The 22,829-nt window shown below is 72.5% G+C and carries 21 protein-coding genes and 1 tRNA gene; 17 read left to right on the forward strand and 5 right to left on the reverse strand.

Translation table 11 applies throughout. From position 1 onward, the window contains the following. The first annotated feature begins 150 nt into the window (after positions 1-150). The 7 genes from HBO46_RS01200 to HBO46_RS01230 all read left to right on the forward strand — a co-directional run bounded on the left by HBO46_RS01200 (position 151) and on the right by HBO46_RS01230 (position 11,451). A complete protein-coding gene (locus tag HBO46_RS01200) occupies positions 151-2,541 on the forward strand; it encodes a sodium-translocating pyrophosphatase (RefSeq protein ID WP_166135751.1) in 2,391 nt (796 codons plus the stop codon). A gap of 87 nt (positions 2,542-2,628) precedes the next feature. Then, positions 2,629-4,116 (forward strand): DUF7059 domain-containing protein, encoded by a 1,488-nt coding sequence (locus HBO46_RS01205; protein ID WP_166135754.1) that lies wholly within the window; start codon positions 2,629-2,631, stop codon positions 4,114-4,116. 126 nt (positions 4,117-4,242) lie between these two features. Next, a complete protein-coding gene (gene topA / locus HBO46_RS01210) occupies positions 4,243-6,972 on the forward strand; it encodes a type I DNA topoisomerase (protein ID WP_166135757.1) in 2,730 nt (909 codons plus the stop codon). A 114-nt stretch (positions 6,973-7,086) separates the two neighbouring features. Beyond that, the gene (locus tag HBO46_RS01215) at positions 7,087-7,962 is read left to right on the forward strand and encodes a hypothetical protein (RefSeq protein WP_166135760.1); all 876 of its coding nucleotides are present in this window, start codon (positions 7,087-7,089) and stop codon (positions 7,960-7,962) included. A 92-nt stretch (positions 7,963-8,054) separates the two neighbouring features. Continuing rightward, positions 8,055-8,705, forward strand: coding sequence for a dTMP kinase (tmk, locus tag HBO46_RS01220; protein WP_224769315.1), 651 nt, complete (start codon positions 8,055-8,057; stop codon positions 8,703-8,705). After that, positions 8,702-9,880, forward strand: a complete 1,179-nt coding sequence (locus HBO46_RS01225) for a DNA polymerase III subunit delta' (RefSeq protein WP_166135763.1) — start codon at positions 8,702-8,704, stop codon at positions 9,878-9,880. Before tmk ends, HBO46_RS01225 begins: the two co-directional genes overlap by 4 nt. After that, the gene (locus HBO46_RS01230; protein ID WP_224769316.1) at positions 9,877-11,451 is read left to right on the forward strand and encodes an alpha/beta hydrolase; all 1,575 of its coding nucleotides are present in this window, start codon (positions 9,877-9,879) and stop codon (positions 11,449-11,451) included. Before HBO46_RS01225 ends, HBO46_RS01230 begins: the two co-directional genes overlap by 4 nt. Positions 11,452-11,463: 12 nt before the next feature. Here the strand turns inward: HBO46_RS01230 and HBO46_RS01235 are convergent, their stop codons facing one another. Together HBO46_RS01235 and HBO46_RS01240 are read right to left on the reverse strand one after the other, a co-directional pair. Beyond that, positions 11,464-12,396 carry a TauD/TfdA dioxygenase family protein gene (locus HBO46_RS01235; RefSeq protein WP_166135766.1) on the reverse strand — a complete coding sequence of 311 codons (933 nt, stop codon included), beginning with the start codon at positions 12,394-12,396 and terminating at the stop codon, positions 11,464-11,466. Between the two features lie 86 nt (positions 12,397-12,482). Beyond that, positions 12,483-13,409: a LysR family transcriptional regulator gene (locus HBO46_RS01240; protein WP_166135769.1), complete on the reverse strand. Its 927-nt coding sequence runs from the start codon at positions 13,407-13,409 to the stop codon at positions 12,483-12,485. A 104-nt stretch (positions 13,410-13,513) separates the two neighbouring features. On the opposite strand from HBO46_RS01240, the gene HBO46_RS01245 reads away from it, so the two are divergent. Beyond that, complete coding sequence (locus tag HBO46_RS01245) at positions 13,514-13,702, forward strand: hypothetical protein (protein WP_166135772.1); 189 nt, start codon at positions 13,514-13,516, stop codon at positions 13,700-13,702. Between the two features lie 108 nt (positions 13,703-13,810). Next, a tRNA-Thr gene (locus HBO46_RS01250) sits at positions 13,811-13,886 on the forward strand. A gap of 66 nt (positions 13,887-13,952) precedes the next feature. Here the strand turns inward: HBO46_RS01250 and HBO46_RS01255 are convergent. Beyond that, a complete protein-coding gene (locus tag HBO46_RS01255) occupies positions 13,953-14,567 on the reverse strand; it encodes a malonic semialdehyde reductase (protein WP_166135775.1) in 615 nt (204 codons plus the stop codon). Positions 14,568-14,660: 93 nt separating this feature from the next. On the opposite strand from HBO46_RS01255, the gene HBO46_RS01260 reads away from it, so the two are divergent. Together HBO46_RS01260 and HBO46_RS01265 are read left to right on the forward strand one after the other, a co-directional pair. Next, on the forward strand, positions 14,661-15,029 hold the full coding sequence (locus HBO46_RS01260; protein ID WP_166135778.1) for a winged helix-turn-helix transcriptional regulator: 369 nt from the start codon (positions 14,661-14,663) through the stop codon (positions 15,027-15,029). A 125-nt stretch (positions 15,030-15,154) separates the two neighbouring features. Continuing rightward, entirely contained in the window at positions 15,155-15,562 is a 408-nt protein-coding gene (locus tag HBO46_RS01265; RefSeq protein ID WP_191480187.1) for a DUF6157 family protein, read from the forward strand. Between the two features lie 31 nt (positions 15,563-15,593). Here the strand turns inward: HBO46_RS01265 and HBO46_RS01270 are convergent, their stop codons facing one another. Further along, a complete protein-coding gene (locus tag HBO46_RS01270) occupies positions 15,594-16,304 on the reverse strand; it encodes a YoaK family protein (RefSeq protein ID WP_166135781.1) in 711 nt (236 codons plus the stop codon). A gap of 89 nt (positions 16,305-16,393) precedes the next feature. Between HBO46_RS01270 and HBO46_RS01275 the strand changes: the two genes are divergently transcribed. Genes HBO46_RS01275 through HBO46_RS01285 form a run of 3 tightly spaced genes read left to right on the forward strand, consistent with a single transcriptional unit; the run spans position 16,394 to position 18,970 of the window. After that, on the forward strand, positions 16,394-17,293 hold the full coding sequence (locus HBO46_RS01275) for an endonuclease/exonuclease/phosphatase family protein (RefSeq protein WP_166135784.1): 900 nt from the start codon (positions 16,394-16,396) through the stop codon (positions 17,291-17,293). 10 nt (positions 17,294-17,303) lie between these two features. Further along, the gene (locus tag HBO46_RS01280; RefSeq protein ID WP_166135787.1) at positions 17,304-18,281 is read left to right on the forward strand and encodes an alpha/beta hydrolase; all 978 of its coding nucleotides are present in this window, start codon (positions 17,304-17,306) and stop codon (positions 18,279-18,281) included. Next, complete coding sequence (locus HBO46_RS01285) at positions 18,278-18,970, forward strand: acyltransferase (protein ID WP_166135790.1); 693 nt, start codon at positions 18,278-18,280, stop codon at positions 18,968-18,970. The genes HBO46_RS01280 and HBO46_RS01285 overlap by 4 nt, the downstream gene beginning before the upstream one ends. Before the next feature lie 32 nt (positions 18,971-19,002). On the opposite strand, the gene HBO46_RS01290 is transcribed toward HBO46_RS01285, so the two are convergent. Next, a complete protein-coding gene (locus HBO46_RS01290) occupies positions 19,003-19,767 on the reverse strand; it encodes an IclR family transcriptional regulator (protein ID WP_166135793.1) in 765 nt (254 codons plus the stop codon). Between the two features lie 144 nt (positions 19,768-19,911). Between HBO46_RS01290 and HBO46_RS01295 the strand changes: the two genes are divergently transcribed. From HBO46_RS01295 to dmpG, 3 genes are read left to right on the forward strand one after another with little or no spacing between them, the layout of a single operon-like run. Further along, positions 19,912-20,769: a 2-keto-4-pentenoate hydratase gene (locus tag HBO46_RS01295; RefSeq protein ID WP_153321771.1), complete on the forward strand. Its 858-nt coding sequence runs from the start codon at positions 19,912-19,914 to the stop codon at positions 20,767-20,769. Further along, the gene (locus HBO46_RS01300; RefSeq protein WP_166135797.1) at positions 20,769-21,725 is read left to right on the forward strand and encodes an acetaldehyde dehydrogenase (acetylating); all 957 of its coding nucleotides are present in this window, start codon (positions 20,769-20,771) and stop codon (positions 21,723-21,725) included. Before HBO46_RS01295 ends, HBO46_RS01300 begins: the two co-directional genes overlap by 1 nt. Beyond that, positions 21,722-22,756, forward strand: a complete 1,035-nt coding sequence (gene dmpG / locus HBO46_RS01305) for a 4-hydroxy-2-oxovalerate aldolase (protein ID WP_166135800.1) — start codon at positions 21,722-21,724, stop codon at positions 22,754-22,756. The genes HBO46_RS01300 and dmpG overlap by 4 nt, the downstream gene beginning before the upstream one ends. Positions 22,757-22,829 lie beyond the last annotated feature (73 nt).

Below are 22,829 nucleotides of genomic sequence, written 5' to 3' on the forward strand. Positions count from 1 at the left end.
GCCCGGTCCCCGTGAGGGGCCGGGCTCGCCGTCGTGCCCGAAAGATCCTTCCGCGGGTCTGGTGTGACCTAGGTCTCATCTGCGTAGACTCCGGCTCGTTCCGGCGCTCGGACGCCGTGGAACGCATCCACCGGCAGCAGGAGGAAGCACATGACGGGGTTCTCACCAGCAGTCGTGCCGGCAGTCGTGCCAGGGGTCGTGCCAGGGTTCGTGCCAGGGGTCGTGGAGGTCTCCGGCGGCAATCTCGTCCTCGTCGTCGTCGTCGCCCTGATCGCGCTCGGCGCGCTGGCGATGGCGGCGATGTTCCGCCAGGAGGTCCTCGCCGCCCCCGAAGGCACCGCCGACATGAAGGCCATCGCGCAGGCGGTGCAGGAGGGGGCCGACGCCTACCTCCAGCGCCAGTTCCGCACCCTCGCGGTCTTCGCGGCGCTGGCCTTCTTCCTGCTCCTGGCGCTGCCGGCCGACGACTGGACGGTGCGGATCTTCCGCTCGGTGTTCTTCCTGGTCGGCGCCGGGTTCTCCGCGGCCGTGGGCTACCTCGGCATGTCGCTCGCGGTGCGGGCCAACCTTCGGGTCGCGGCGGCGGCCAACACCACCGGGCGCGAGACGGCCATGCACATCGGCCTGCGCACCGGTGCGATGGTCGGCATGCTCACCGTCGGCCTGGGCCTGCTCGGCGCCAGCGTCGTGGTGATCTTCTTCCAGGACCATGCGCCGGAGGTGCTCGAGGGCTTCGGCTTCGGGGCCGCGCTGCTGGCGATGTTCATGCGGGTCGGTGGGGGCATCTTCACCAAGGCCGCCGACGTCGGCGCCGACCTGGTCGGCAAGGTCGAGCACAACATCCCCGAGGACGACCCGCGCAACGCCGCCACCATCGCCGACAACGTGGGCGACAACGTCGGCGACTGTGCCGGGATGGCAGCGGACCTCTTCGAGTCCTACGCCGTCACGCTGGTCGCCGCGCTGATCCTCGGCTCCCAGGCGTTCGGCGACGCCGGCCTGGTCTACCCCCTGCTGATTCCCGCCATCGGCGCCCTGACCGCGGTGGCGGGCGTCTACCTGACCCGGCCGAAGTCCAGCGAGAGCGGGCTGACGACGATCAACAAGTCCTTCTACATCTCCTCCGCCATCGCCGCGGTGGCGTCGGTGGTCGTCTCCTTCCTCTACCTGCCCACCACCTTCGGGGAGCTCGAGGGACTGCAGGGCAACCTGATCGACGAGGTCCTCGGCGGCACCAGCGAGGGGAACCCCGCGCTGATCGCCTCGGTCGCGGTGGTGATCGGCATCGTGATGGCGGCCGGGATCCTCGCCCTCACCGGCTACTACACCGGCACCGAGCACACCCCGGTGCGCGAGGTCGGGGAGACCTCGTTGACCGGCCCCGCCACGGTGATCCTGTCCGGCCTCGCGCTCGGCTTCGAGTCCGCCGTCTACACGACCCTGGTCATCGGCGCCGCGGTCTTCGGCGCCTTCCTGCTCGGCGGCGCCTCCCTCACGGTCTCGCTCTTCGCGGTCGCCCTGGCCGGGTGCGGCCTGCTGACCACGGTCGGCGTCATCGTCGCGATGGACACCTTCGGCCCGGTCTCCGACAACGCCCAGGGCGTCGCGGAGATGTCGGGCGACGTCAGCCCGGAGGGGGCGCAGATCCTCACCGAGCTCGACGCGGTCGGCAACACCACCAAGGCGATCACCAAGGGCATCGCGATCGCCACGGCCGTGCTCGCCGCGACCGCCCTGTTCGGCTCCTACGCCACCTCGGCGTTCGAGGCCCTCGAGGAGGCCAACGCGGTCGACTTCGACCTCGCCGACTTCTTCGTCTTCAACCCCGCGGTCCTGGTCGGCGTACTGATCGGTGCGGCTGTGGTGTTCATGTTCTCCGGCCTGGCCATCAATGCCGTCGCCCGCGCCGCCGGCGCGGTGGTCTTCGAGGTGCGCCGCCAGTTCCGCGAGATCCCCGGGATCATGGAGGGCACCGGCCGCCCGGAGTACGGCAAGGTCGTCGACATCGTCACCCGTGACTCGCTGCGCGAGCTGGTCACCCCGGGCCTGCTGGCGGTGCTCGCCCCGATCGCGGTCGGCTTCGGCCTCGGTGTCTCCGCGCTGGCCGGGTTCCTGGCCGGCGCCATCGGCACCGGAACCCTGATGGCGGTCTTCCTGGCCAACTCCGGCGGCGCCTGGGACAACGCCAAGAAGCTGGTCGAGGACGGCCACCACGGCGGCAAGGGCTCCGATGCGCACGCCGCCACGGTCATCGGCGACACCGTCGGCGACCCGTTCAAGGACACCGCCGGCCCGGCTATCAACCCGCTGATCAAGGTGATGAACCTCGTCTCCCTGCTGATCGTCGGTGCGGTGGTCTCGCTGAGCGTCGGTGAGGACGAGAACGACGTCGCCCGCATCGCCATCGCCCTGGTAGCGGTCGCCGTGATCGCGGTCGCGGTCTACATCTCCAAGCGACGCGGGGTCTCGATCGGCGACGACCAGACGCCGGTGCCGCCCGCGTCGTCGTCGGACCCCTCGCCCGCCACCTCCGGTCACTGACGGGTCGCCCGCCCGTCGCTGCCCGGTCACTGGCAGGGCGGACGGCACCCTCCGAGGCGTCGGGCACGGACCCCTAGGCTGGGGCCCGTGCCCGACACCGATCTGCCCGCACGACTCCGATCGGCCCTCGAGGCCGCCGACTTCACCTACGACGCCGTCGCCGAGCTGCTCGGCCCCCGCGCGCACGACGCGCTGGCGCGCAACGAGACGACCCCGGGCGTACGCCGTACCGCCGGCGGCTCCCCGCTGGAGACGCTGGTGCGGCTGTTCCTGCTCCAGCAGACCGTCCCGCGCGCCGCGGCCGACGCCGCGCTGCCCGGCCTGGTCGACCGGCTCGCCGTGGAGGGCCTGATCGAGCAGTCGGTCAGCGAGGTCGCCGCGCGCCTGGACGTGCGGCCCTACGGCACCGACGCCGACGAGCCGCTGTGGGTGGTCAGTGACCTGACCCCCGGCCTCGACGGCGGCCCGCAGCGCGTCGGCCCCGACCACGTGCTCGGCATCAGCTCGGCCTCGACGTCGCTGGCCCAGCTGACGCTGCGCGACCAGGTCGGCCGCTCCCTGGACCTCGGCACCGGCTGCGGCGTGCAGGCGCTGCACCTCGCGCGCCACAGCGACGCGGTCGTCGCCACCGACGTCAACCAGCGCGCCCTGCGCATCACCCGCTTCAACGCCGCCCTCAACGGCGTCGCCGACGTCGTGGAGGTGCGCGACGGCTCGTTCTTCGAGCCGGTGCGCGAGGAGCGCTTCGACCTGATCGCCACCAACCCGCCGTTCGTGATCTCCCCGGCGACCGGCGAACGGCTGGTCTACCGCGACAGCGGCCTCCCCGGCGACCGGGTCGTGGAGGACATCGTCCGCGCCGCGCCGGCCCATCTGAACCCCGGCGGCTGGTGCCAGGTGCTGGCCAACTGGGTGATCAGTCGCGACCGGCCCTGGGACGAGCGGCTGCTGCCCTGGCTCGCCGACGACTGCGACGCCTTCGTCGTGCAGCGCGAGGTCCTCGACCCAGCGGCGTACGTCGAGCTGTGGCTCAAGGACGCCGGCCAGCACGGCGCGGCGGACTACGTGCGCCGCTACGACACCTGGCTGTCGTGGTTCGACGAGCAGGGCATCGAGGCGGTCGGGTTCGGCTGGATCAACCTGCGCAAGCGGGCCGCCGGCGCCACCACGAACGCGGCCCGCGAGCTGCTGGAGTGGCCCTACGACGTCGAGCAGCCGGTCGCCCCGGCGATCGGCGCCTGGGGTGACGCGGTCGAGGTGCTCGACGACGGGATCGACGCGGGCAGCCGCCTGGTCGTGCGCGCGGACGTGCAGCAGGAGACCATCGGGGTGCCCGGTGCGGAGGACCCCGAGGCGCTGGTGCTGCGCCAGCAGCGCGGCCTGCGCCGCGCCCGCCGCGCCGACACCCTCGAGGCCGCGCTCGTCGGCGCCTGCGACGGCGAGCTGACCCTCGGGCAGATCCTCGACGCGCTCGCGCAGCTGCTCGAGCGCGACCCCGCCGAGGTGCGCGAGACCTACCTCCCCGTCGTCCGCGACCTGGTGGCCGAGGGCTTCCTCGAGCCGGCCGACGTCTAGGACCCCACGGTCCCGCCCGCTACGGGCGGGACCTCCGACCAGCCGCGTGGCGGCTCGTGGGCAGCAGCGTCTCGGGCACGCGCTACCGTGAGCCGCTGACCGGCAGCACGAAGAGAAAGAGCAGACGTGGCACACAAGTTGGTGATCGTCGAGTCCCCGGCGAAGGCCCGCACCATCGGCGGGTACCTCGGCCCGGGGTACGTCGTCGAGTCCTCCATCGGCCACATCCGTGACCTCCCGCAGAGCGCCGCGGAGACACCGGCCAAGATCAAGGACAAGCCCTGGGGCCGGCTCGGCGTCGACGTCGACCACGGCTTCGAGCCCTACTACGTGGTCCCGCGCGACAAGAAGGCCCACATGGCCAAGCTCAAGTCGCTGCTGAAGGACGCCGACGAGCTCTACCTCGCCACCGATGAGGACCGCGAGGGCGAGGCGATCGCCTGGCACCTCCTCGACGAGCTGAAGCCCAAGAAGGGCGTCCCGGTCAAGCGGATGGTCTTCCACGAGATCACCAAGCAGGCCATCCAGGCCGCCGCGGAGAACCCCCGCGAGCTCGACATGGACCTCGTCGAGGCCCAGGAGGCGCGCCGCATCCTCGACCGCCTCTACGGCTACGAGGTCTCCCCGGTGCTGTGGAAGAAGATCATGTCCGGCCTCTCCGCCGGGCGCGTGCAGTCGGTGGCGACCCGCCTGGTCGTCGACCGCGAGCGCGAGCGGATGCGCTTCCACGTCGCGTCGTACTGGGACCTCGAGGGGACCTTCGACGCCGGCAGCAAGCACGACCAGCGGATGTTCCCGGCCAAGCTGCACTCCGTGGACGGCGCCCGCGTGGCCCGCGGCTCCGACTTCGGCCCCGACGGGCTGCTGAAGAAGAGCGACGGCATCGTCCACCTCGACCGCACCCGCGCCGAGGCGCTCTCCGAGGCGCTCCAGGACGCGACGTACGACGTACGCTCGGTGGAGTCCAAGCCCTACCGCCGCAGCCCCTACGCGCCGTTCCGCACCACGACGCTGCAGCAGGAGGCCAGCCGCAAGCTCGGGATGAGCGCGAGCGTGACCATGTCGGTCGCCCAGCGCCTCTACGAGAACGGCTTCATCACCTACATGCGTACCGACTCCACGACCCTCTCGGGTGGGGCGGTCGAGGCGGCGCGCAACCAGGTGCGCGAGCTGTACGGCGCCGAGTACCTCCCGGACAAGCCGCGCACCTACGCCTCCAAGGTCAAGAACGCCCAGGAGGCGCACGAGGCGATCCGGCCCGCCGGCGAGTCCTTCCGCACGCCCGCCCAGACCGGGCTCACCGGCGAGCAGTTCCGCCTCTACGAGTTGATCTGGATGCGCACCGTCGCCTCGCAGATGAAGGACGCGACCGGGCAGTCGGTCTCGATCCGGCTCGGCGGCACCGCCGCGACCGGCGAGGACGTCGTGTTCGCCGCCAGCGGCCGGGTGATCACCTTCCACGGCTTCCTCAAGGCCTACGTCGAGGGCGTCGACGAGGGCGCGGCCAAGGACGACGCGGAGACCCGCCTGCCCGCGCTGGCCCAGGGCGACGCCGTGTCGGCCGCCTCGGTGAGCGCCAGCGGTCACGAGACCAAGCCGCCGGCCCGCTACACCGAGGCCACGCTGATCAAGGAGCTCGAGGACCGCGAGATCGGTCGACCCTCGACGTACGCCTCGATCATCGGGACGATCCTCAACCGCGGCTACGTCTACAAGAAGGGCACCGCGCTGGTCCCGGCGTGGCTGGCCTTCTCGGTGGTGCGCCTGCTCGTGGAGCACTTCCCCCGGCAGATCTCCTATGAGTTCACCGCCGAGATGGAGGACGTGCTCGACGAGATCGCCGCCGGTCGCAAGGACCGCAACACCGAGCTCGGCGAGTTCTACTACGGCTCCGGTGACATCGACGGGCTCAAGAAGCTCGTCGACGGGCTCGGAGACATCGACGCCCGCGAGCTCGCGACGTTCCCGATCGGCGACCCCGAGGCGGGCATCAACCTGCGCGTGGGTCGCTACGGGCCCTACCTCGAGGGCCCCGGCGACGACGGCACCCCGGCGGGCAAGCGCGCCAACGTGCCCGACGACCTGCCGCCCGACGAGCTGACCCTGGAGAAGGCCGCCGAGCTGTTCGCCAACCCGGCGGGCGAGGAGATCGCGCTCGGCACCCACCCGGAGACGGGGTTGCAGGTGGTGGCGAAGAACGGCCGCTTCGGCCCCTACGTCACCGAGGTGCTGCCCGAGGACGCCCCCAAGTCCGCCAAGCCGCGGACCGGGTCGCTGTTCAAGTCGATGTCGCTGGACACCGTGACCCTCGCCGACGCGGTCAAGCTCCTCGAGCTGCCGCGGGTGGTCGGCGAGGACCCGGAGAGCGGCGAGGAGATCACCGCGCAGAACGGCCGCTACGGGCCGTACCTGAAGAAGGGCACCGACTCGCGCTCGCTGGCGAGCGAGGACCAGATCTTCACGGTGACCCTCGACGAGGCGCTCAAGATCTACGCCCAGCCCAAGCAGCGCGGCCGCGCGGCCGCGGCGCCGCCCCTCAAGGAGCTCGGCAACGACCCCGTCTCCGGCCAGCCGGTCGTGGTGAAGTCGGGGCGCTTCGGCGAGTACGTCACCGACGGCGAGTACAACGCGACGCTGCGCAAGGACGACACGGTCGAGTCGATCACGCTCGAGCGTGCCGCGGAGCTGCTGGCCGAGCGGCGTGAGCGGGGCCCGGCGAAGAAGACCGCCAAGAAGGCCGCGAAGAAGGCGCCCGCCAAGAAGGCCGCCGCCAAGAAGGCGCCGGCCAAGAAGGCGCCGGCGAAGAAGACCACGGCGAAGAAGGCCACGAAGAAGGCGGCCGCCGACACCGAGTGACTCTCGGCCCCGCGCTGGTACGGACCTGCCCCGCGACGATGCCCGGTTTCTAAGACTTTGTCTTAGACTCCGGGCTTCGTCCGTTGGTGGAACACCCCAAGACCAGGAGCACCATTGCGCACCGTCGCTGCAGCACTCGCCCTCACCGTGGCGGCCGGCCTCTCGTTCGCCGGCACCGCCGCGGCCACCTCCGCGGAGCCGCTCGCCCGCAAGGCTCCGGCCTACGGCGTCACCGCCTCGGTCTCCGGCCAGGCGATCGTCGGCCAGAAGGTCACGATCGCCGGCAAGGTCACCGGACCCGGCGCCGCCGGGTCCCCGGTCACCGTGCAGGTCCGCCACACCACCGGGGGCTGGAAGAAGGCGGCGACGGTGCGGACCAACGCGCGGTCGGCGTACACCGCCAAGATCGCGCTGACCAAGGCCGGCCGCACCTCGGTGCGGGTGCTCAAGCCCCGCTCGGCCCAGCGTTCCGCGGGGACCAGCAAGCCGGTGGTGCTCACCGTGCAGAAGTGGATCGATCTGACCCGGGCGCCGCACCTGGCGGTGGCGGCGGGGTTCGCGAACCACAGCGCCACGATCGCCGGCACGCGCTATGCCTCGACCCTCCAGTCCGCCGGGTACGGCATTTACGCCTTCGGCACCGGCGGTTCCTGCTCGCGGCTCGAGCTGCACCTCGGCTTCCTCGACGCGGACCGGACTCGGCTCACGAACGACGCCTCGATGGAGCTGGGGGTGATCGGGCTGACCAGCCTCCACGACACGGGGACGCCGCCTGTGGACTTCCGGGCCGGCATCGGCGCCGCGAAGCGAGTCGCCGTGGACCTCAGCGGTGCCAACGCCGTTCTCATGATGGTCGAGGTGAACGGGTTGGCGGAGGACGCTGACTCGGCCCCGTCGGTCCGCGCCGTCCTCGCCCAGCCGCGGGTGCTCTGCGCGACCGAGTCGCTCCCGGCGATCGAGAAGGGCGAGCTGCTCTACGAGGCGTTCTGATCCCTGCCCGTCGAGCCGGGTCATCCGCCGGCCGACCGTGCCGACCGTGCCCACGCCGGGCACGGTCGGCGCTCCCGCATAAGGTGGTCGGCGTGAGCGGTAACCCTGGTGTGTTCGCCGAGAGCGGCGTCTTCGTGTGCTTCGAGGGCGGCGAGGGATCGGGCAAGTCCACCCAGTCGCGGCTCCTCGCGCAGCGCCTGGACGCCGCCGGCTATGCCACCGTGCTGACCTTCGAGCCGGGCGACACCGGTGTCGGCAAGGAGCTGCGCCGCATCGTGCTGAGCCCCGAGACCGGCGCGCTGGCCGACCGCACCGAGGCGCTGCTGTACGCCGCCGACAAGGCCGAGCACGTCGAGACGCTCGTGCTCCCGGCGCTGGCGCGCGGCGCGGTGGTGATCACCGACCGCTACGTCGACTCCACCCTGGCCTACCAGGGCGCCGGTCGCTCGCTCGCGGTCGCCGAGGTCGAGGAGGTCGCCCGCTGGGCCACCCGCGACCTGCGCCCGCACCTCACCGTCGTGCTCGACCTGGCCCCCGAGGCCGGCCTGGCCCGCTTCGAGGCCCGCGACCGGATCGAGGGTGAGTCGGTGGAGTTCCACCAGCGGGTGCGCGCCGCGTTCCTCGAGATGGCCGCGGCCGACCCCGACCACTACCTCGTCCTCGACGCCCGGGCCTCGGTCGAGGAGATCGCCGCCGCCGTCTGGGCCCGCGTCGAGCCGCTGCTCGGGCAGGCGGCCCGATGACGGCGGTGCAGCAGGCCGGAAGCGTCTGGGACGGCCTGGTCGGCCAGCGCGCCGCGATCACCGCCCTGCGGGCCGCGGCCGGGGGTCACGGCATGAGCCACGCCTGGCTCTTCACCGGCCCGCCCGGCTCGGGGCGGTCCAACGCCGCCCTCGCCTTCGCCGCTGCCCTCCAGTGCGAGCACCCCACCGAGCCCGGGTGCGGGCAGTGCCACGCGTGCCGCACCGTCCTGGGCGGCTCGCACGCCGACGTCAAGCAGGTCAGCACCTCCGGGCTGTCGTTGGGGGTGCGCCTGGTGCGCGACCTCGTGCGGGCCGCCTCCCTCGCCCCCGTCGGGCGACGCTGGCAGGTGATCGTCGTCGAGGACGCCGACCGGCTCACCGAGCAGGCGGTCAACGCGCTGCTGAAGGCCATCGAGGAGCCGGCCGAGCGCACCGTGTGGATGCTGTGCGCGCCCACGGTCGAGGACGTCTTGCCGACGGTCCGCTCGCGCTGCCGCCTGGTCACGCTCAGCACCCCCAGCCCGGGCGACGTCGCGCGCTTCCTGATGGCCCGCGACGGCGTTCCGGAGGCGCTGGCCGCCTCCGCCGCCCGTGCCAGCCAGGGCCACATCGGCCGGGCCCGCGCGCTCGCCCGCGACCCCGAGACCCGCGAGCGCCGCAACGAGGTGGTCGCGATGCCGGCCAAGCTCACCAGCCTCGGCGCCTGCATGCACTTCGCCGCCCGGATCGCGGAGGTCAGCAAGGAGGAGGCCGAGGCGCTCACCGGCGACCTCGACGCCCGCGAGAAGGCCGACCTCGACGCGGCGTACGGCGTGGTCGAGCGCGGCCGGCGGCCGCGGGAGTACGGCCCCGCGCTCTCCGAGCTGCTCAAGGAGCAGAAGACCCGGGCCAAGCGGCGCCACCTCGACGTCGTCGACCGGGCGCTGATGGACCTGGTCTCGGTCTACCGCGACGCGGTCGCGCTCGCGTCGGGTGCGCCCGGCGAGCTGGTCAACGAGGACATCCGCGCCGACGTCGAGTGGCTCGTCGAGACCTCCAGCCCCGAGCTGAACCTTCAACGGATCGGGTGGATCTTCGAGGCCCGCGAACAGATGCTGGAGTTCAACGTGCCCCCTGCCCTGGCCCTGGAGTCGATGATGGTGTCCCTGCGCGCCCCGGACGGAGCCGTGCGGTGAGGCCCACGACCGTGCGGGTGATCGTGCTGATCACCGTCGCCGCGCTGGTGCTCGGCACGATCGGGGTCACGATCAGCGCCCTGACCTCCGGATCGGGCTCCTCCTCCGGCGACGGCGAGTGGAGCCCCGCCCCCACCGGCACCGCGGACCCCGGCGCGGCCGAGGCGCCGGCCGCGAACCTGCAGGAGTTCTACGACCAGACCATCGACTGGGAGCGCTGCTCGGGTGAGGGTGACTTCGAGTGCGCCCGGGTCGAGGTGCCGCTCGACTACGCCGACCCCGGCGCCGAGAGCATCGAGCTCGCGCTGCTGCGCGACCCGGCAAGCGACCCCGAGGCGCGGATCGGCTCGCTGCTGGTCAACCCCGGCGGACCGGGCGCGCCGGGCACGGCGTACGCCGAGCAGGCCGCGGCGGCGTTCCGCCCGGAGCTGACCCGGGTCTACGACGTCGTCGGCTTCGACCCCCGCGGCACCGGGTCCAGCTCGCCGATCGACTGCGTCCCCGACGCCGCGCTGGACCGCTACCTCGCGCTCGACCCGGCCCCGGACAGCGGCGCCGAGGCCGACGACCTGCTCTTCCAGGTCCGCGCGTTCAACCGTGGCTGCGTCGAGCGCTCCGGCGACGTCGCCACCCACGTCTCCACCGCGGAGGCCGCGCGCGACCTCGACATCCTGCGCGCGGTGCTCGGCGAGGACACGCTCACCTACTTCGGCGCCTCCTACGGCACCCAGCTCGGCGCGACCTATGCCGAGCTCTTCCCCGACCGGGTCGGCCGGATGGTCCTCGACGGCGGCGTCGACGTCACTCTCGACGCGCGGGAGTCGAGCCTGGGCCAGGCCCGCGGCTTCGAGACGGCCCTGCGCGCCTACGTGCAGAACTGCGTGGACGCGGGCGACTGCTTCCTGGGCGACTCCGTCGACGCCGGCCTGAAGCGGATCTCCGAGCTGCTCGACGACCTCGACCGCAAGCCGCTGCCGACCCGCGACGGGCGCAAGCTGGAGCCGGGCACGGCCTTCCTCGGCATCGTCACCCCGCTCTACAGTCGCCAGTACTGGAGCCTGCTCGACGAGGCGCTCAAGGGTGCCTTCGAGGGCGACGGCACCGTGCTGATGCTGCTGGCCGACACCTACGCCTCCCGCGGACCCGACGGCTACCTCGACAACTCCACCGAGGCGATCGTGGCGGTCCGCTGCCTCGACGACCCCGCATCGGTCCCGCTGAAGCGGATCCCCGACGAGTTCGCCGCGTTCGACGAGGCGGCGCCCACCTTCGGCCGCGTGTTCGCCTGGGGCCTGCTGGGCTGCGTGGGCTACGACGCCCGCTCCCAGGAGGCCGAGCTCGACATCCGCGGCGAGGGCGCCGCGCCGATCCTCGTCATCGGCACCACCCGCGACCCCGCGACGCCGTACGAGTGGTCGGTCGCGCTGGCCGACCAGCTGGAGTCCGGAGTGCTGCTCACCCGCGAGGGTGACGGGCACACCGGCTACAACGTCGGCAACGAGTGCGTCGACGAGGTCGTCGACGCCTACCTCATCGACGGCACGGTGCCCGAGGAAGGACGCCGCTGCTGAGCGGCGCCCACCTCAGCTGATCAGCTCCTCGATGCGGGTGTAGGCGTCGGAGGAGCCGGCCACCACGGTGCTGGTGCGTCCGTCGACGGAGACCGGGGCGTCGCCGACCAGCGTCACGCGGCGCACCTCGCGGCGGTGGTGGTCGAAGTCCGCGACCGCGTAGTGCTGGGTGGCCCGGTTGTCCCACAGCGCCACGTCGCCGGGCTGCCAGGTCCACCGCACGGTGTTCTCCAACCGGGTGACGCGGTTCTGCAGCAGCTGGAAGACCGCGCTCGACTCGGAGCTGTTGAGCCCGACGAACCGCTTCACGAAGTGTCCGAGCAGCAGCGAGCGCTCGCCGGTCTCGGGGTGCACGCGCACGACCGGGTGCTCGGCCTCGTAGTAGGTCGAGCGGAACTCCTCGCGCGAGAACGCGCCCTCGTGCTGGTCGTCGTCCTCGGGGTCCTCGATGGCGGCGGCGTAGTCGTACTCGTTGGTGTGGCGTGCCCAGAGGGTGTCGACCAGGGCGCGCAGCGGCGGGGTGAGCGCGTCGTACGCCGCGACGGTGTTGGCCCACACCGTGGTGCCGCCGTACGGCGGGATGTGGACGCCGCGCAGGATGCTGATGGCGGGGATCCGGTCGACGAAGGTGACGTCGGTGTGCCAGCTGTTCGCGGCCATGCCGCGGGTCGCGTTGAGGGTGAGCACGTGGGCGCTGCCGCTGTTGACTGTGGGGTGCGCGGTGGTGAGGGTGCCGAGCTGCTCGGCGAAGGCGAGCTGGCCGGCGTCGTCGAGATGCTCCTGACCGCGGACGAAGAGCACCTTGTGGCGCAGCAGGGCGGCCCGGATCGTCGCCACGATCTCGGGGTCGAGATCGGCGCCGAGGCGGACGCCGTCGATGCGGGCGCCGATCCGCCCGCCGATCTGGCGCACGGCGGGGGCCTGGCGCTCGAGGTTGAGGGTCATGGGGATCCGTCCTTCGTGATCGTCCTTGTCTATTCACAAACTAGACTTAAATGCCCTGGTCCGCCACTCCCGGCCCGCTGGGGCGATCAGTGCGGGTGGACCGGGTCCGCGATCGCCTGGATGCGGGCGGTGGCGAGTTCGATCATCAGCCGTGCCGCGGGGGAGAGGGCGGCGCCGGCGCGGTGCACGATCGCGATCGTGTCGTACTGCCGCGGGCGCAGCGAGACCCAGCCGGCGCCGGGGGCGAGGCGGGGGAGCAGCTGGAGCGCCGCGCCCTTGTTGACGACCGAGTCGGCGAGTCCCATGCCGACCAGCTCGACGGCGGTCTCGACGTCCTCGACCTCGATGCGGGTCTGCGGGTTGCGCCCGGTCTCGTGCAGCATCTGGCGCAGCACGATCCGGGTGGAGTCGCGGGCGCGCCAGGTGGTCTCGGGCATCACCAGCGAGGCCTGCGCCAGCCGGTGTGCGGTGAGCGGGCTGGCCAGGCGGTCGGGATCAGCGCTGATGTAGACCAGCTCGTCGCGAGCCACCGGCGTGATCGTCAGCCCCTCGCTGGTCGCGCTGGAGACCGCGATCATCGCCGCCTCCAGGCGGCCGCGGCGCAGGTCGTCCTGGACGTCGAGGGAGTTCTGTCCGACCAGCTCGACGCGGACGCCGGGGTGTCGGGCGAGCACGTCGGCGACCAGGCCCGCCCCGGCGTACAGCCGTGCGGTGCCGAACATGCCGAACCGGATGGTCCCGGTCTCCAGGGAGCGGACCCGTTGGACGGCCTGCTGGGCCTCGCGGACCGCGGTGAGGGCCTGCTCGGCGTGGGGGCGCAGTGAGTCAGCGGCCCCGGTGGGGACGACTCCGCGACCGACGCGGCGGAAGAGCTCCACGCCGAGGGTGCGCTCGAGGCTGCGGATCTGCTCGGACACCGAGGGCTGCGCGTAGCCGAGGTGCTCGGCGGCCGCGGTGAGCGAGCCGTGCTCGTAGGCGGCGAGGAAGCAGGTGAGCTGGTGTAGCGAAAGCATAGGTCAAGCCTATGACGAATCGAGGAAAGCAAGGCTACCCCTTGCTCTGGGCGCGCGGGAGGATGGTGACGTCCCCGGATCTCACCCACGGAAAGGAAACCGCGGTGTTCACCCACGTCTGCAGCGCCTGCGACAAGCGCCAGCTCATCTTCCCCAGCCAGGTCACTGCGGTTGCCAAGGGTGCTCGCGGCCCGGTCGCCACCTTCACCTGCTGGTGCGGCGCCACCCAGTCCGCGCCGCTGAGCCTGGTCGCGGAGCCCCGCCGTCCGCGCGAGGTCGAGCTCGTCGCCTGACCCGTCGCCTGACTGCGTCGGAGTGCCGCCGCGGGGTGGGTGCCGGTTTCGCGCCCGGCCTGCGGCATCGGTATGCTCTGCCGGGTTGTCCGGCGTGCCGGGCGACACGCCGCCTTAGCTCAGTCGGTAGAGCGAATCACTCGTAATGATTAGGTCGTCGGTTCGATTCCGACAGGCGGCTCCACGACACAGCCCCTGACCCGCGACGCGGGCAGGGGCTGTCGCCATTTCGTCGGAGGTCGGCTGCGTCTCACGCCCAGGCGAGGGCCTGATCGTGCTCGAGGCGCGGCAGGCGCGGGAACCACGGGTCGACGCCGGGGTGGCCGATGTTGACGACCAGGTGGCTGCGCCACGTCGTACCGGCGAAGAACTCCGCGTCGATGCCGGCGGCGTCGAACCCGCCCATCGGGCCGGCCGCGAGGCCAGTGGCGCGCACGGCGAGGAGGAACACGCCGGTCTGGAGCGAGGCGGACTGGCGGGCCATGCCCTCGCGCAGCTGAGGCTGGCCGCCGAGGTTCTCGCGCATCTGCTCGCCGCGGGCCGGGAAGACGGTGGGCATGTGCTCGTGGAAGTCGAGGTCGTAGGCCATGACGGCGACGACCGGTGCGCCTGCGGCCTTCGCGCGATTGCCCTCGGCGAGGTGGGGGATCAGTCGGGCCTTGCCCTCCTCGGTGCGCACGAACAGCACGCGCAGCGGCTGGGTGTTGGCCGCGGACGGCGACCAGCGGGCGAGCTCCCAGATCGCGGAGAGCTCCTGGTCGGTGACCGGGGTGTCGGCGAAGGTGTTCGCCGTCCGGGCCTCGGTGAACAGGAGCGCACGCGCCTGCTCCTCGAGGGCGAAGAGGGTGGGGGGTGCTTGGGTCATGACCGCTCCTGAACGTGCTGCTTGGGATTGACTAGGTACTACGAAAAACATAGCACCTAGTTCAGCAGGTGTGGTGACGGGTAGGCTGGCGGCATGGCGAAAGAGGCGGCTCCGGACGCGGCGGGTCACGACCCGCGGGCGTGCAGCGGCGCACTCATCCGCGCGTTCGGCTTCCTGGGCAAGCGGTGGAACGGCGTGCTGCTGGCGACGCTCCTGGAGGGGCCGGCCGGATTCGCCGATCTCAAGCGCGCCATCGCCGGGATCAGCGACTCGATGCTCTCGGATCGGTTGAGCGAGCTGTCCGGCGCGGGGCTGGTGCGGCGCTCCGTGGAGGAGGGGCCCCCGGTGTCGGTGCTCTACGACCTCACCGAGGCCGGGCACGCGATCCTGCCGGCGATGAGGGCGCTGTCGACGTGGGCGGAGGAGCACCTGCCGAACGACGCGTGCCCGCCCCTGCGATAGGGACGGCACGTCCCGGCGGCAATGAGCGGGCGGTGATCCACGGGGTCGCGCGGCGCGTCGTTGTCCCCGGGTGCCGCTAGCGTCCGGGACAGGCAGCACTCCCGACTGCACGCGGAGGAGACACCATGGACTACCGGACGACGTTCATCGCGGTGGCCGACGACTGCAAGGCCGACCACGGCAAGGTGCCGGTTCCTCGCGGGTCGTCGCGCACGGTCGCGCAGATCCAGTACGACATGCTCGCCGAGCAGCCCTACACCTTCACCCAGGAGGACGTCCTCTTCGAGTCCTGGTTCGCCCGCCAGGGCCTCGACGTGACGCCGGAGGAGCGGGCCGGGCTGCGCGCCCAGTTCTTCGCCAAGGAGCAGCCGTGCCTGCGGACCTCCCCGCTCGCCCGCACCCACGGGTGGGGGCTGGTGTTCGACGCGGAGGGCCGGATCGCGCTCTGCGCGGTGGACTCCGCGGAGTACGCCGCCCATCTCGCCTCCGAGGAGCTCACGGTCCTCCGGGCGATGCGTAGCAAGCGCGCCTGACGACGAGGGCTGCGACGTCAGGGCTGCGACGTCAGGGCTGGAGCGGCGACGGTGCGGCGGCGCGTACGGCGCGCGCGTGCAGGTCGCCGAGGACGGTGACGACGGCGATGAGGAGGCCCGCGAGCAGCAGGGCGGCGGCCAGGTTCCAGGTCAGCAGGAGCGCGCCGAGCGCGGCACCGGCCACGAGCAGCACGACCGCAGCGGTGCGGCGTCCCGCGGAGCGCTGGCGCCCGTTGCCGAGCGGGGAGTCGATCGCGAGCGCGGTGATGGTGCCGGTGACCACGATGGTCGTGACGTCCTTGACCGCGATGAACCGGGCTGCCGCGGCCTGGGTGCCCATCGCCACCCCGAGCGCGGCCGTGACGGTGAGGCGGACCACGCGGTGCGGCTCGCCACCGGTGACCAGCAGCACCACGCCGACGGCCAGGACGACGACCGCGACAAGGGAGAGCAGCCCGGTGGAGAGTGCGCTCCACGGCTCGTGGGAGTCCTTGAGGACCCGGCCGACGAGTGCCCCGCCGACCACGAACCCGACGAGCGCGAGCACCGGGCCGAGGAGCGTCAGGTCGCCGCCCTCGCCGACGGCCATGCCCAGGAGCAGCACGTTGCCGGTCATGTTGGCGGTGAAGACCTGGTCGAGCCCGAGGTAGCACAGGGCGTCGACGATGCCGGTGGCGAAGGTCAGCGCCAGCATCAGCCCCAGGTGCATGCGGGCGGTCGGGATGCGCGCGAGGGTGTCCATCCACCGATACAACGCCTGCTGCGCGCAGAAGGGCACCCCACGCGGCGGGGTACCTTGCCAGCGGCCGTGCCGTCGATCCCGGAGAAGTCATGCGCCGTACCGCCGTCGCCCTCGCCTTGTCGCTCGTGATCGCGCTGTCGCTGCTGCCCGGAGCGGCCTCCGCCGCGCCGGCCGAGCGGGGGCGGGAGCGGGCGCCGATCTGGGTGGCGACCTACAACATGTTCCGCGAGATGCCCGCGAGGGCCGCGCGCCGCGACATCCGAGAGCTGGCCGCGAGGCCGCGGCTGGACATCATCGGCTGGCAGGAGATGTGGGGGCGCGACAAGGCCCTGCACCGGCTGCGCAAGCACGGCTGGGCGACGTGGGTGCCCAGCGGCGAGGCGCGCCAGGACCCGATCTCGTGGCGCCGCTCGGAGTTCGAGCTCGTGGAGACCGAGATCTATCTCGCACACCGGGCCGCGACCCTCAAGCGGCACCGCAAGGACGTGCCGCGCAAGTTCTTCAACCGGGTCACGCTGCGTCACCGGGCGACCGGCCGGGTGCTGTCGGTCTTCAACAACCACGTGATCCCGACCATCGAGTCGCAGGGGCAGGGCAGGCCCGGGCATCCGGTCCGCCCGCGGATCCGGTGGGCCCAGCAACATTGGGACCGCCTCGAGTCGGCGATCGCACGGGCACCCGGCCAGCCGATCGTGCTCGGCGACTTCAACGTCGACGCGTTCGTCGACCTCGAGGTGCGCCACCCCGCGATGATGTTCGCCCAGCTGCGCGACACGCTGCGGTCGAGCTGGCAGGTCCTCGGCGGCAACGACGCCGTCGCGCTCACCCATCCGGGCACGGGACGCCACATCGACTACGTGATGGTGGGCCGCCGGGCGCTGCGCCGCGACGTCCTGGTGCCGACCCGGCAGGTGGTCATCGACGGGCTGCGCTCCGACCACCGACCGCTCGCGGTCAAGGTGCAGGTGCGCGCCAAGAAGCGCGGCTGAGGCGGCCGCGATGCCCGAGCAGCAGCCGCCGCCCCCGGCCGGGCTGAGCGCCGCCGCGCGGGCGGTGCTCGCCCGGCCACGTGGGGAGCCGGTGCCCGAGCCCGCGCTCGACGACCTGGCGGGGTGGCGCCGCTACGCCGAGCTCCTCGACGCGCTGACGGTTGCTGCCCTCGCCGTGCGACAGCCGCAGGAGGGGGAGCTGCGCGTGACCCGGGTCGAGATCGCCGGCGCCGCGGCGTACGAGCTGGTGCCGGCGTGCTTGGCGGATCCGAACGGGGCGCCCGTGGTCGTGGAGCTGCACGGCGGTGCGATGGTCTCCGGAGGCGGCGAGCTGGCGTGGCGCGCGAACGCCCCGGCGGCGGTACGGCGGGACGCGGTCACCTGGGCGGTGGACTACCGGATGCCCCCGGACCACCCGTTCCCGGCGGCGCTGGAGGACTGTCTGGCCGTCTACCGGGAGGCGGTGGCGCGGCGCGGGCCCGGTCGTGTCGTGGTCAGCGGCTTCTCCGCCGGCGGCAACCTGGCGGCGGCCCTGGTGCTGCAGGCCCGCGAGGCGGGCCTCGCGCTGCCGGCCGGGTTGGTGCTGCTCAGCCCCGCGCTCGACCTCACTGAGTCCGGGGACAGCTTCCGCACGCTGCGCGGCGCGGCTGGGCTCGCGCCGATGCCGCTGGCCAGCCGCCTCTACGCCGGGGGCCGCGACCTGGCGGACCCGCACCTCTCGCCGCTGTTCGGCGATGTCACCGGCTTCCCGCCGACGTTCCTGCAGTCGGGCACCCGCGACCTCTTCCTCTCCAACGCCGTGCGGATGCACCGCCGGCTGCTCGACGCCGGGGTGCCGGTGGAGCTGCGGGTACTGGAGGCCGCCGGGCACGGCGGGTTCGGCGGCGCGACACCGGAGGACGAGGCGCTGCTCGCCGACGTGCTCGCCTTCGAGGCGCGCGCGCTCGCGGCCGACCCGGAGGGCGCGCCGCTACGCTCGCGGGCGTGAAGCCGCCGAGCAGATGGGTCAACCGGGCCGTCCACGCCGCCTGGCGCTGGGTCGAGACCGCCGGGGAGATCGCCCCGGGCACCCACCGCGGGGACCGGTTCGGCCACCTCGGGGAGGGCAGCTGCATCGGCTTCCCGCTCGCGACGCTGATGAACGAGCACTGCATCCACGTCGGGGATCGCACGCTCATCGGACGCCAGGTGACGCTGTCGGTCGGGTACGGCCCCGGCGACCCTGGCGCGTCGCCGCGCGGGCTGGTCATCGGCGACCGCTGCGTGATCGGGGCCCGCACCTGCCTGACCGCGCACGAGTCGATCGAGATCGGCGACGACGTGTGGTTCGGCCAGGACGTCTTCGTCTCCGACGCCAGCCACGGCTACCAGCGCCCCGACGTGCCGATCGGGCAGCAGTTCGGCACCCACGACCCGGTCGTGGTCGGGTCCGGGTCCTGGATCGGGCACGGCGCGATCCTGCTGCCCGGCACCCGGCTGGGCCGCAACGTCGTGGTCGCCGCCGGCTCGGTGGTGCGCGGCGAGGTCCCCGACCACGCGATCGTCGCCGGCGCCCCGGCCAAGGTGGTGCGCCGCTACCAGCCCGGCCTCGGCTGGGTGGGCCGCGGCGGCGACGTACGACCGGTCGCCCCGACGCCCGGTGTCGAGGACGAACCGGCGACCGCGACCGCCGGCTGACCCCCACGCTCTCGGCGTACGGCGGGGGAGGGTCAGGGGGCCAGGGCCTCGCGGCGGGCGACGGTGCTGGCCAGGCCGGCGGCCGCGGCGCGGACGGCGGCGACGTGCTGGTCGGGGCGGAACCGGGTGGTCGGTCCGGTGACGCTGATCGCGGCGACCGCCTCGGTGCCGCGCACCAGCACGGGCGCGGCGACGCAGGTCAGCCCGGGCGCCGACTCCTCGTGCTCGAAGGCGACCCCGGTCTCCAGGACGGCCTCGAGCTGGCGTTGCAGCAGCCCGGGCGCCACGACGGTGCGGGGCGTGCGGCGCTCCAGCGGTCCGGTGAGCACCTGCTGGCGCAGTGCCGGGTCGGCGTGGGCGAGCAGCGCCTTGCCGATCGCGGTGCAGTGCAGCGGCATCCGGCCACCGGTCCGCGACGGCGCGACCGCCTGGCGGTGCCCGCCGATCTTGGCGACGTAGACGACCTCGGTGCCCTCGCGCACGCCCAGGTGCACGGTCTCGTGGGTGCGCTCGTAGAGGTCCTGCAGGAACGGCATCGCCACCTCCAGCAGGCTGCGCTCCACCGACGCGCGCATGCCGAGCTCGAAGAGCCCGCCGCTGAGCCGGTAGCCGCCCGGTTCGACCCGGTCCAGCAATCGGTTGGCGACCAGGTCGCGGGCCAGCCGGTGGGCGGTCGCCTTGTGCAGGCCGGTACGGCGTACCAGCTCCGCCAGCGACAGCACCTGGTCGTCGACGGTGAACGCGCGCAGGATCGTGACCGCCTTGCCGAGCACGGTGTCGAGGTCGGCGTCGCTCATCGCACGGGTCCCACGCGGTCCTCCTGGGCGGGCGGCAAACAATTCGCCCCAATGTATCGGTGAGCGAGACGAACGGGTGGCCGGGGCGGGGTGGGGAGGGGAGGGTGAAGCCGTCACCACCTCGGTCGATCCAGAAAGCAGGACATGACCACTCGCTCGTACGACGTCCCGGCCGGCGACAACGCCCGGCCGACCACCACCGTCGACCCGGCCTCCATCGCCGCCGCCGGCGACCGCCTCATCGAGGCGCACTTCTCCGGCACCCCCTGCGCCCCGGTGCGCGACCTGATCGGCCCCGACGACGTCGCCGCGGCGTACCTCGTGCAGGAGCGCCTCAACGGCGCCCGCCTCGAGCGCGGCGCCCGCGTGGTCGGCCGCAAGATCGGCGCCACCTCCGAGGCCGTGCAGACCCAGCTCGGTGTCGACCAGCCGGACTTCGGTGTGCTCTTCGACGACATGGGCTTCGAGGACGGTGCGGAGATCCCGACCTCGGCGCTGATGCAGCCCAAGGCCGAGGCCGAGGTCGCGTTCGTGCTCGGCAAGGACCTCGCCGAGGGCCCGCTCGACGACGCCCAGATCCGCGACGCGATCGACTACGCCGTGGCCTCCCTGGAGATCGTCGGCAGCCGGATCACCAACTGGGACATCACCTTCGCCGACACCGTGGCCGACAACGCCTCCTCCGGGCTCTACGTGCTGGGCGCCGAGCGCCGCACGCTGGCCGAGGTCGAGCCGGTCGAGGTCACGATGTCGATGAGCATCGACGGCGAGGAGGTCTCCACCGGCAACGGCGCGGCCTGCCTCGGCGACCCGCTCAAGGCCGTCGCGTGGCTGGCCCACCAGGCCCGCACCTTCGGCGAGCCGCTCCGCGCCGGCCAGGTCATCCTCTCCGGCGCCCTCGGCCCGATGCGCCCGGTCGAGCCCGGCCAGGTCGTCACCGCCGAGATCAGTGGCCTCGGCACCGTCACCGCACGTTTCAGCAACGACAGCAAGGACCAGTGATGAGCGAGAAGAAGACCAAGGTCGCCATCATCGGGTCGGGCAACATCGGCACCGACCTGATGATCAAGGTGATGCGCACCTCCCAGCACCTCGAGATGGGCGCGATGGTCGGCATCGACCCCGAGTCCGACGGGCTGGCCCGGGCCGCGCGCTTCGGCGTCCCGACCACCCACGAGGGCGTCGACGGGCTGATGGCGATGGAGGGCTTCGAGGACATCGAGATCGTCTTCGACGCGACCTCGGCGAAGGCCCACATCGCCAACGACGCCAAGCTGCGTCCGCTCGGCAAGCGGATGATCGACCTGACCCCGGCGGCCATCGGCCCGTACGTCGTGCCCGCGGTCAACATCGAGGACCACCTCGACGCCGACAACGTCAACATGGTGACCTGCGGCGGCCAGGCGACGATCCCGATCGTCGCCGCGGTGTCCCGCGTCGTCCCCGTCGAGTACGCCGAGATCGTGGCCTCCATCGCCTCGAAGTCGGCCGGCCCTGGCACCCGCGCCAACATCGACGAGTTCACCGAGACCACCTCCAACGCGATCGTCAACGTCGGCGGCGCCAAGCGCGGCAAGGCGGTCATCATCCTGAACCCCGCCGAGCCGCCGCTGATCATGCGCGACACGGTCTTCTGCCTGGTCTCCGCGCCGGACGAGTCGGTGCACGCCGAGATCGTCGCCTCGGTCGAGAAGATGGTCGGCGACGTCGCGGCGTACGTGCCCGGCTACCGCCTCAAGCAGCAGGTGCAGATCTCCGAGATCCCCGCCGACCAGCCGGTCGAGACGCTGCTCGCCGACGGCGAGACCACCCGGCCGACCCACCAGGTGTCGGTCTTCCTCGAGGTCGAGGGCGCCGCCCACTACCTCCCGGCGTACGCCGGCAACCTCGACATCATGACCTCCGCCGGCCTCCAGGTCGCCGAGCGGATCGCGGCCGCGAAGGAGAACGCCCAGTGAGCGAGCAGAAGACCCCGATCTTCGTCCAGGACGTCACCCTGCGCGACGGCATGCACGCCGTGCGCCACCGGATCACCCCCGACAACGTCAAGCGCATCGTCACGGCCCTGGTCGACGCGGGCGTCGACGCCGTCGAGGTCGCCCACGGCGACGGCCTGGCCGGCGGCTCGGTCAACTACGGCCCCGGCTCGCACACCGACTGGCAGTGGATCGAGGCGGCCGCCGAGGTCATCGGCAACGCCCGGCTGACCACCCTGCTGCTGCCCGGCGTGGGCACCATCGAGGAGCTCAAGCACGCCTACAGCCTGGGTGTGCGCTCGGTGCGCGTGGCGACCCACTGCACCGAGGCCGACGTGTCGGCCCAGCACATCGCCACCGCCCGCGAGATCGGCATGGACGTCTCGGGCTTCTTGATGATGAGCCACATGGCGCCCGCCGAGGAGCTCGCCAAGCAGGCCAAGCTGATGGAGTCCTACGGCGCGCACTGCGTCTACGTCACCGACTCCGGCGGCCGGCTCACCATGCGCGGCGTCGAGGAGCGGGTCAAGGCCTACCGCGACGTGCTCGACCCGGGCACCGAGATCGGCATCCACGCCCACGAGAACCTCTCGCTCTCGGTCGCCAACTCCGTCGTCGCGGTCGAGAACGGCGTCTACCGCGTCGACGCCTCGCTCGCCGGCCACGGCGCGGGCGCCGGCAACTGCCCGATCGAGGCGTTCATCGCGGTCGCCGACCACTCCGGCTTCGAGCACCGCTGCGACGTCTTCAAGCTCCAGGACGCCGCCGACGACATCGTGCGCCCGCTCCAGGACCGCCCGGTGCGCGTCGACCGCGAGACCCTGACCCTGGGGTACGCCGGCGTGTACTCCAGCTTCCTGCGCCACGCCGAGACCGCCGCCGCCCGCTACGGCCTCGACGTCCGCTCGATCCTGATGGAGTGCGGCCGTCGCCGCCTCGTCGGTGGCCAGGAGGACATGATCATCGACATCGCGCTCAACCTGGTCGCCGACCGCGAGGCCGCCGCCAGCTGATCCTCGACGCCTCCGCGTCACCCCGACCCCACGCCGTACCGGTCCTGCCGGTGCGGCGTGGGGTCTTTGCGTA

It is taken from the genome of Nocardioides ochotonae, from assembly GCF_011420305.2.
Taxonomy (GTDB): Bacteria; Actinomycetota; Actinomycetes; order Propionibacteriales; family Nocardioidaceae; genus Nocardioides; species Nocardioides ochotonae.

Coding starts and splice junctions, on each gene's coding strand:
- HBO46_RS01275 (WP_166135784.1), top strand. CDS start 16,394: ATGCGCCGTACCGCCGTCGCCCTCGCCTTGTCGCTCGTGATCGCGCTG.
- HBO46_RS01255 (WP_166135775.1), bottom strand. CDS start 14,567: ATGACCCAAGCACCCCCCACCCTCTTCGCCCTCGAGGAGCAGGCGCGT.
- HBO46_RS01300 (WP_166135797.1), top strand. CDS start 20,769: ATGAGCGAGAAGAAGACCAAGGTCGCCATCATCGGGTCGGGCAACATC.
- HBO46_RS01280 (WP_166135787.1), top strand. CDS start 17,304: ATGCCCGAGCAGCAGCCGCCGCCCCCGGCCGGGCTGAGCGCCGCCGCG.
- HBO46_RS01240 (WP_166135769.1), bottom strand. CDS start 13,409: ATGCTTTCGCTACACCAGCTCACCTGCTTCCTCGCCGCCTACGAGCAC.
- HBO46_RS01295 (WP_153321771.1), top strand. CDS start 19,912: ATGACCACTCGCTCGTACGACGTCCCGGCCGGCGACAACGCCCGGCCG.
- HBO46_RS01290 (WP_166135793.1), bottom strand. CDS start 19,767: ATGAGCGACGCCGACCTCGACACCGTGCTCGGCAAGGCGGTCACGATC.
- HBO46_RS01200 (WP_166135751.1), top strand. CDS start 151: ATGACGGGGTTCTCACCAGCAGTCGTGCCGGCAGTCGTGCCAGGGGTC.
- HBO46_RS01235 (WP_166135766.1), bottom strand. CDS start 12,396: ATGACCCTCAACCTCGAGCGCCAGGCCCCCGCCGTGCGCCAGATCGGC.
- HBO46_RS01260 (WP_166135778.1), top strand. CDS start 14,661: ATGGCGAAAGAGGCGGCTCCGGACGCGGCGGGTCACGACCCGCGGGCG.
- HBO46_RS01270 (WP_166135781.1), bottom strand. CDS start 16,304: ATGGACACCCTCGCGCGCATCCCGACCGCCCGCATGCACCTGGGGCTG.
- HBO46_RS01265 (WP_191480187.1), top strand. CDS start 15,155: ATGGACTACCGGACGACGTTCATCGCGGTGGCCGACGACTGCAAGGCC.
- HBO46_RS01225 (WP_166135763.1), top strand. CDS start 8,702: ATGACGGCGGTGCAGCAGGCCGGAAGCGTCTGGGACGGCCTGGTCGGC.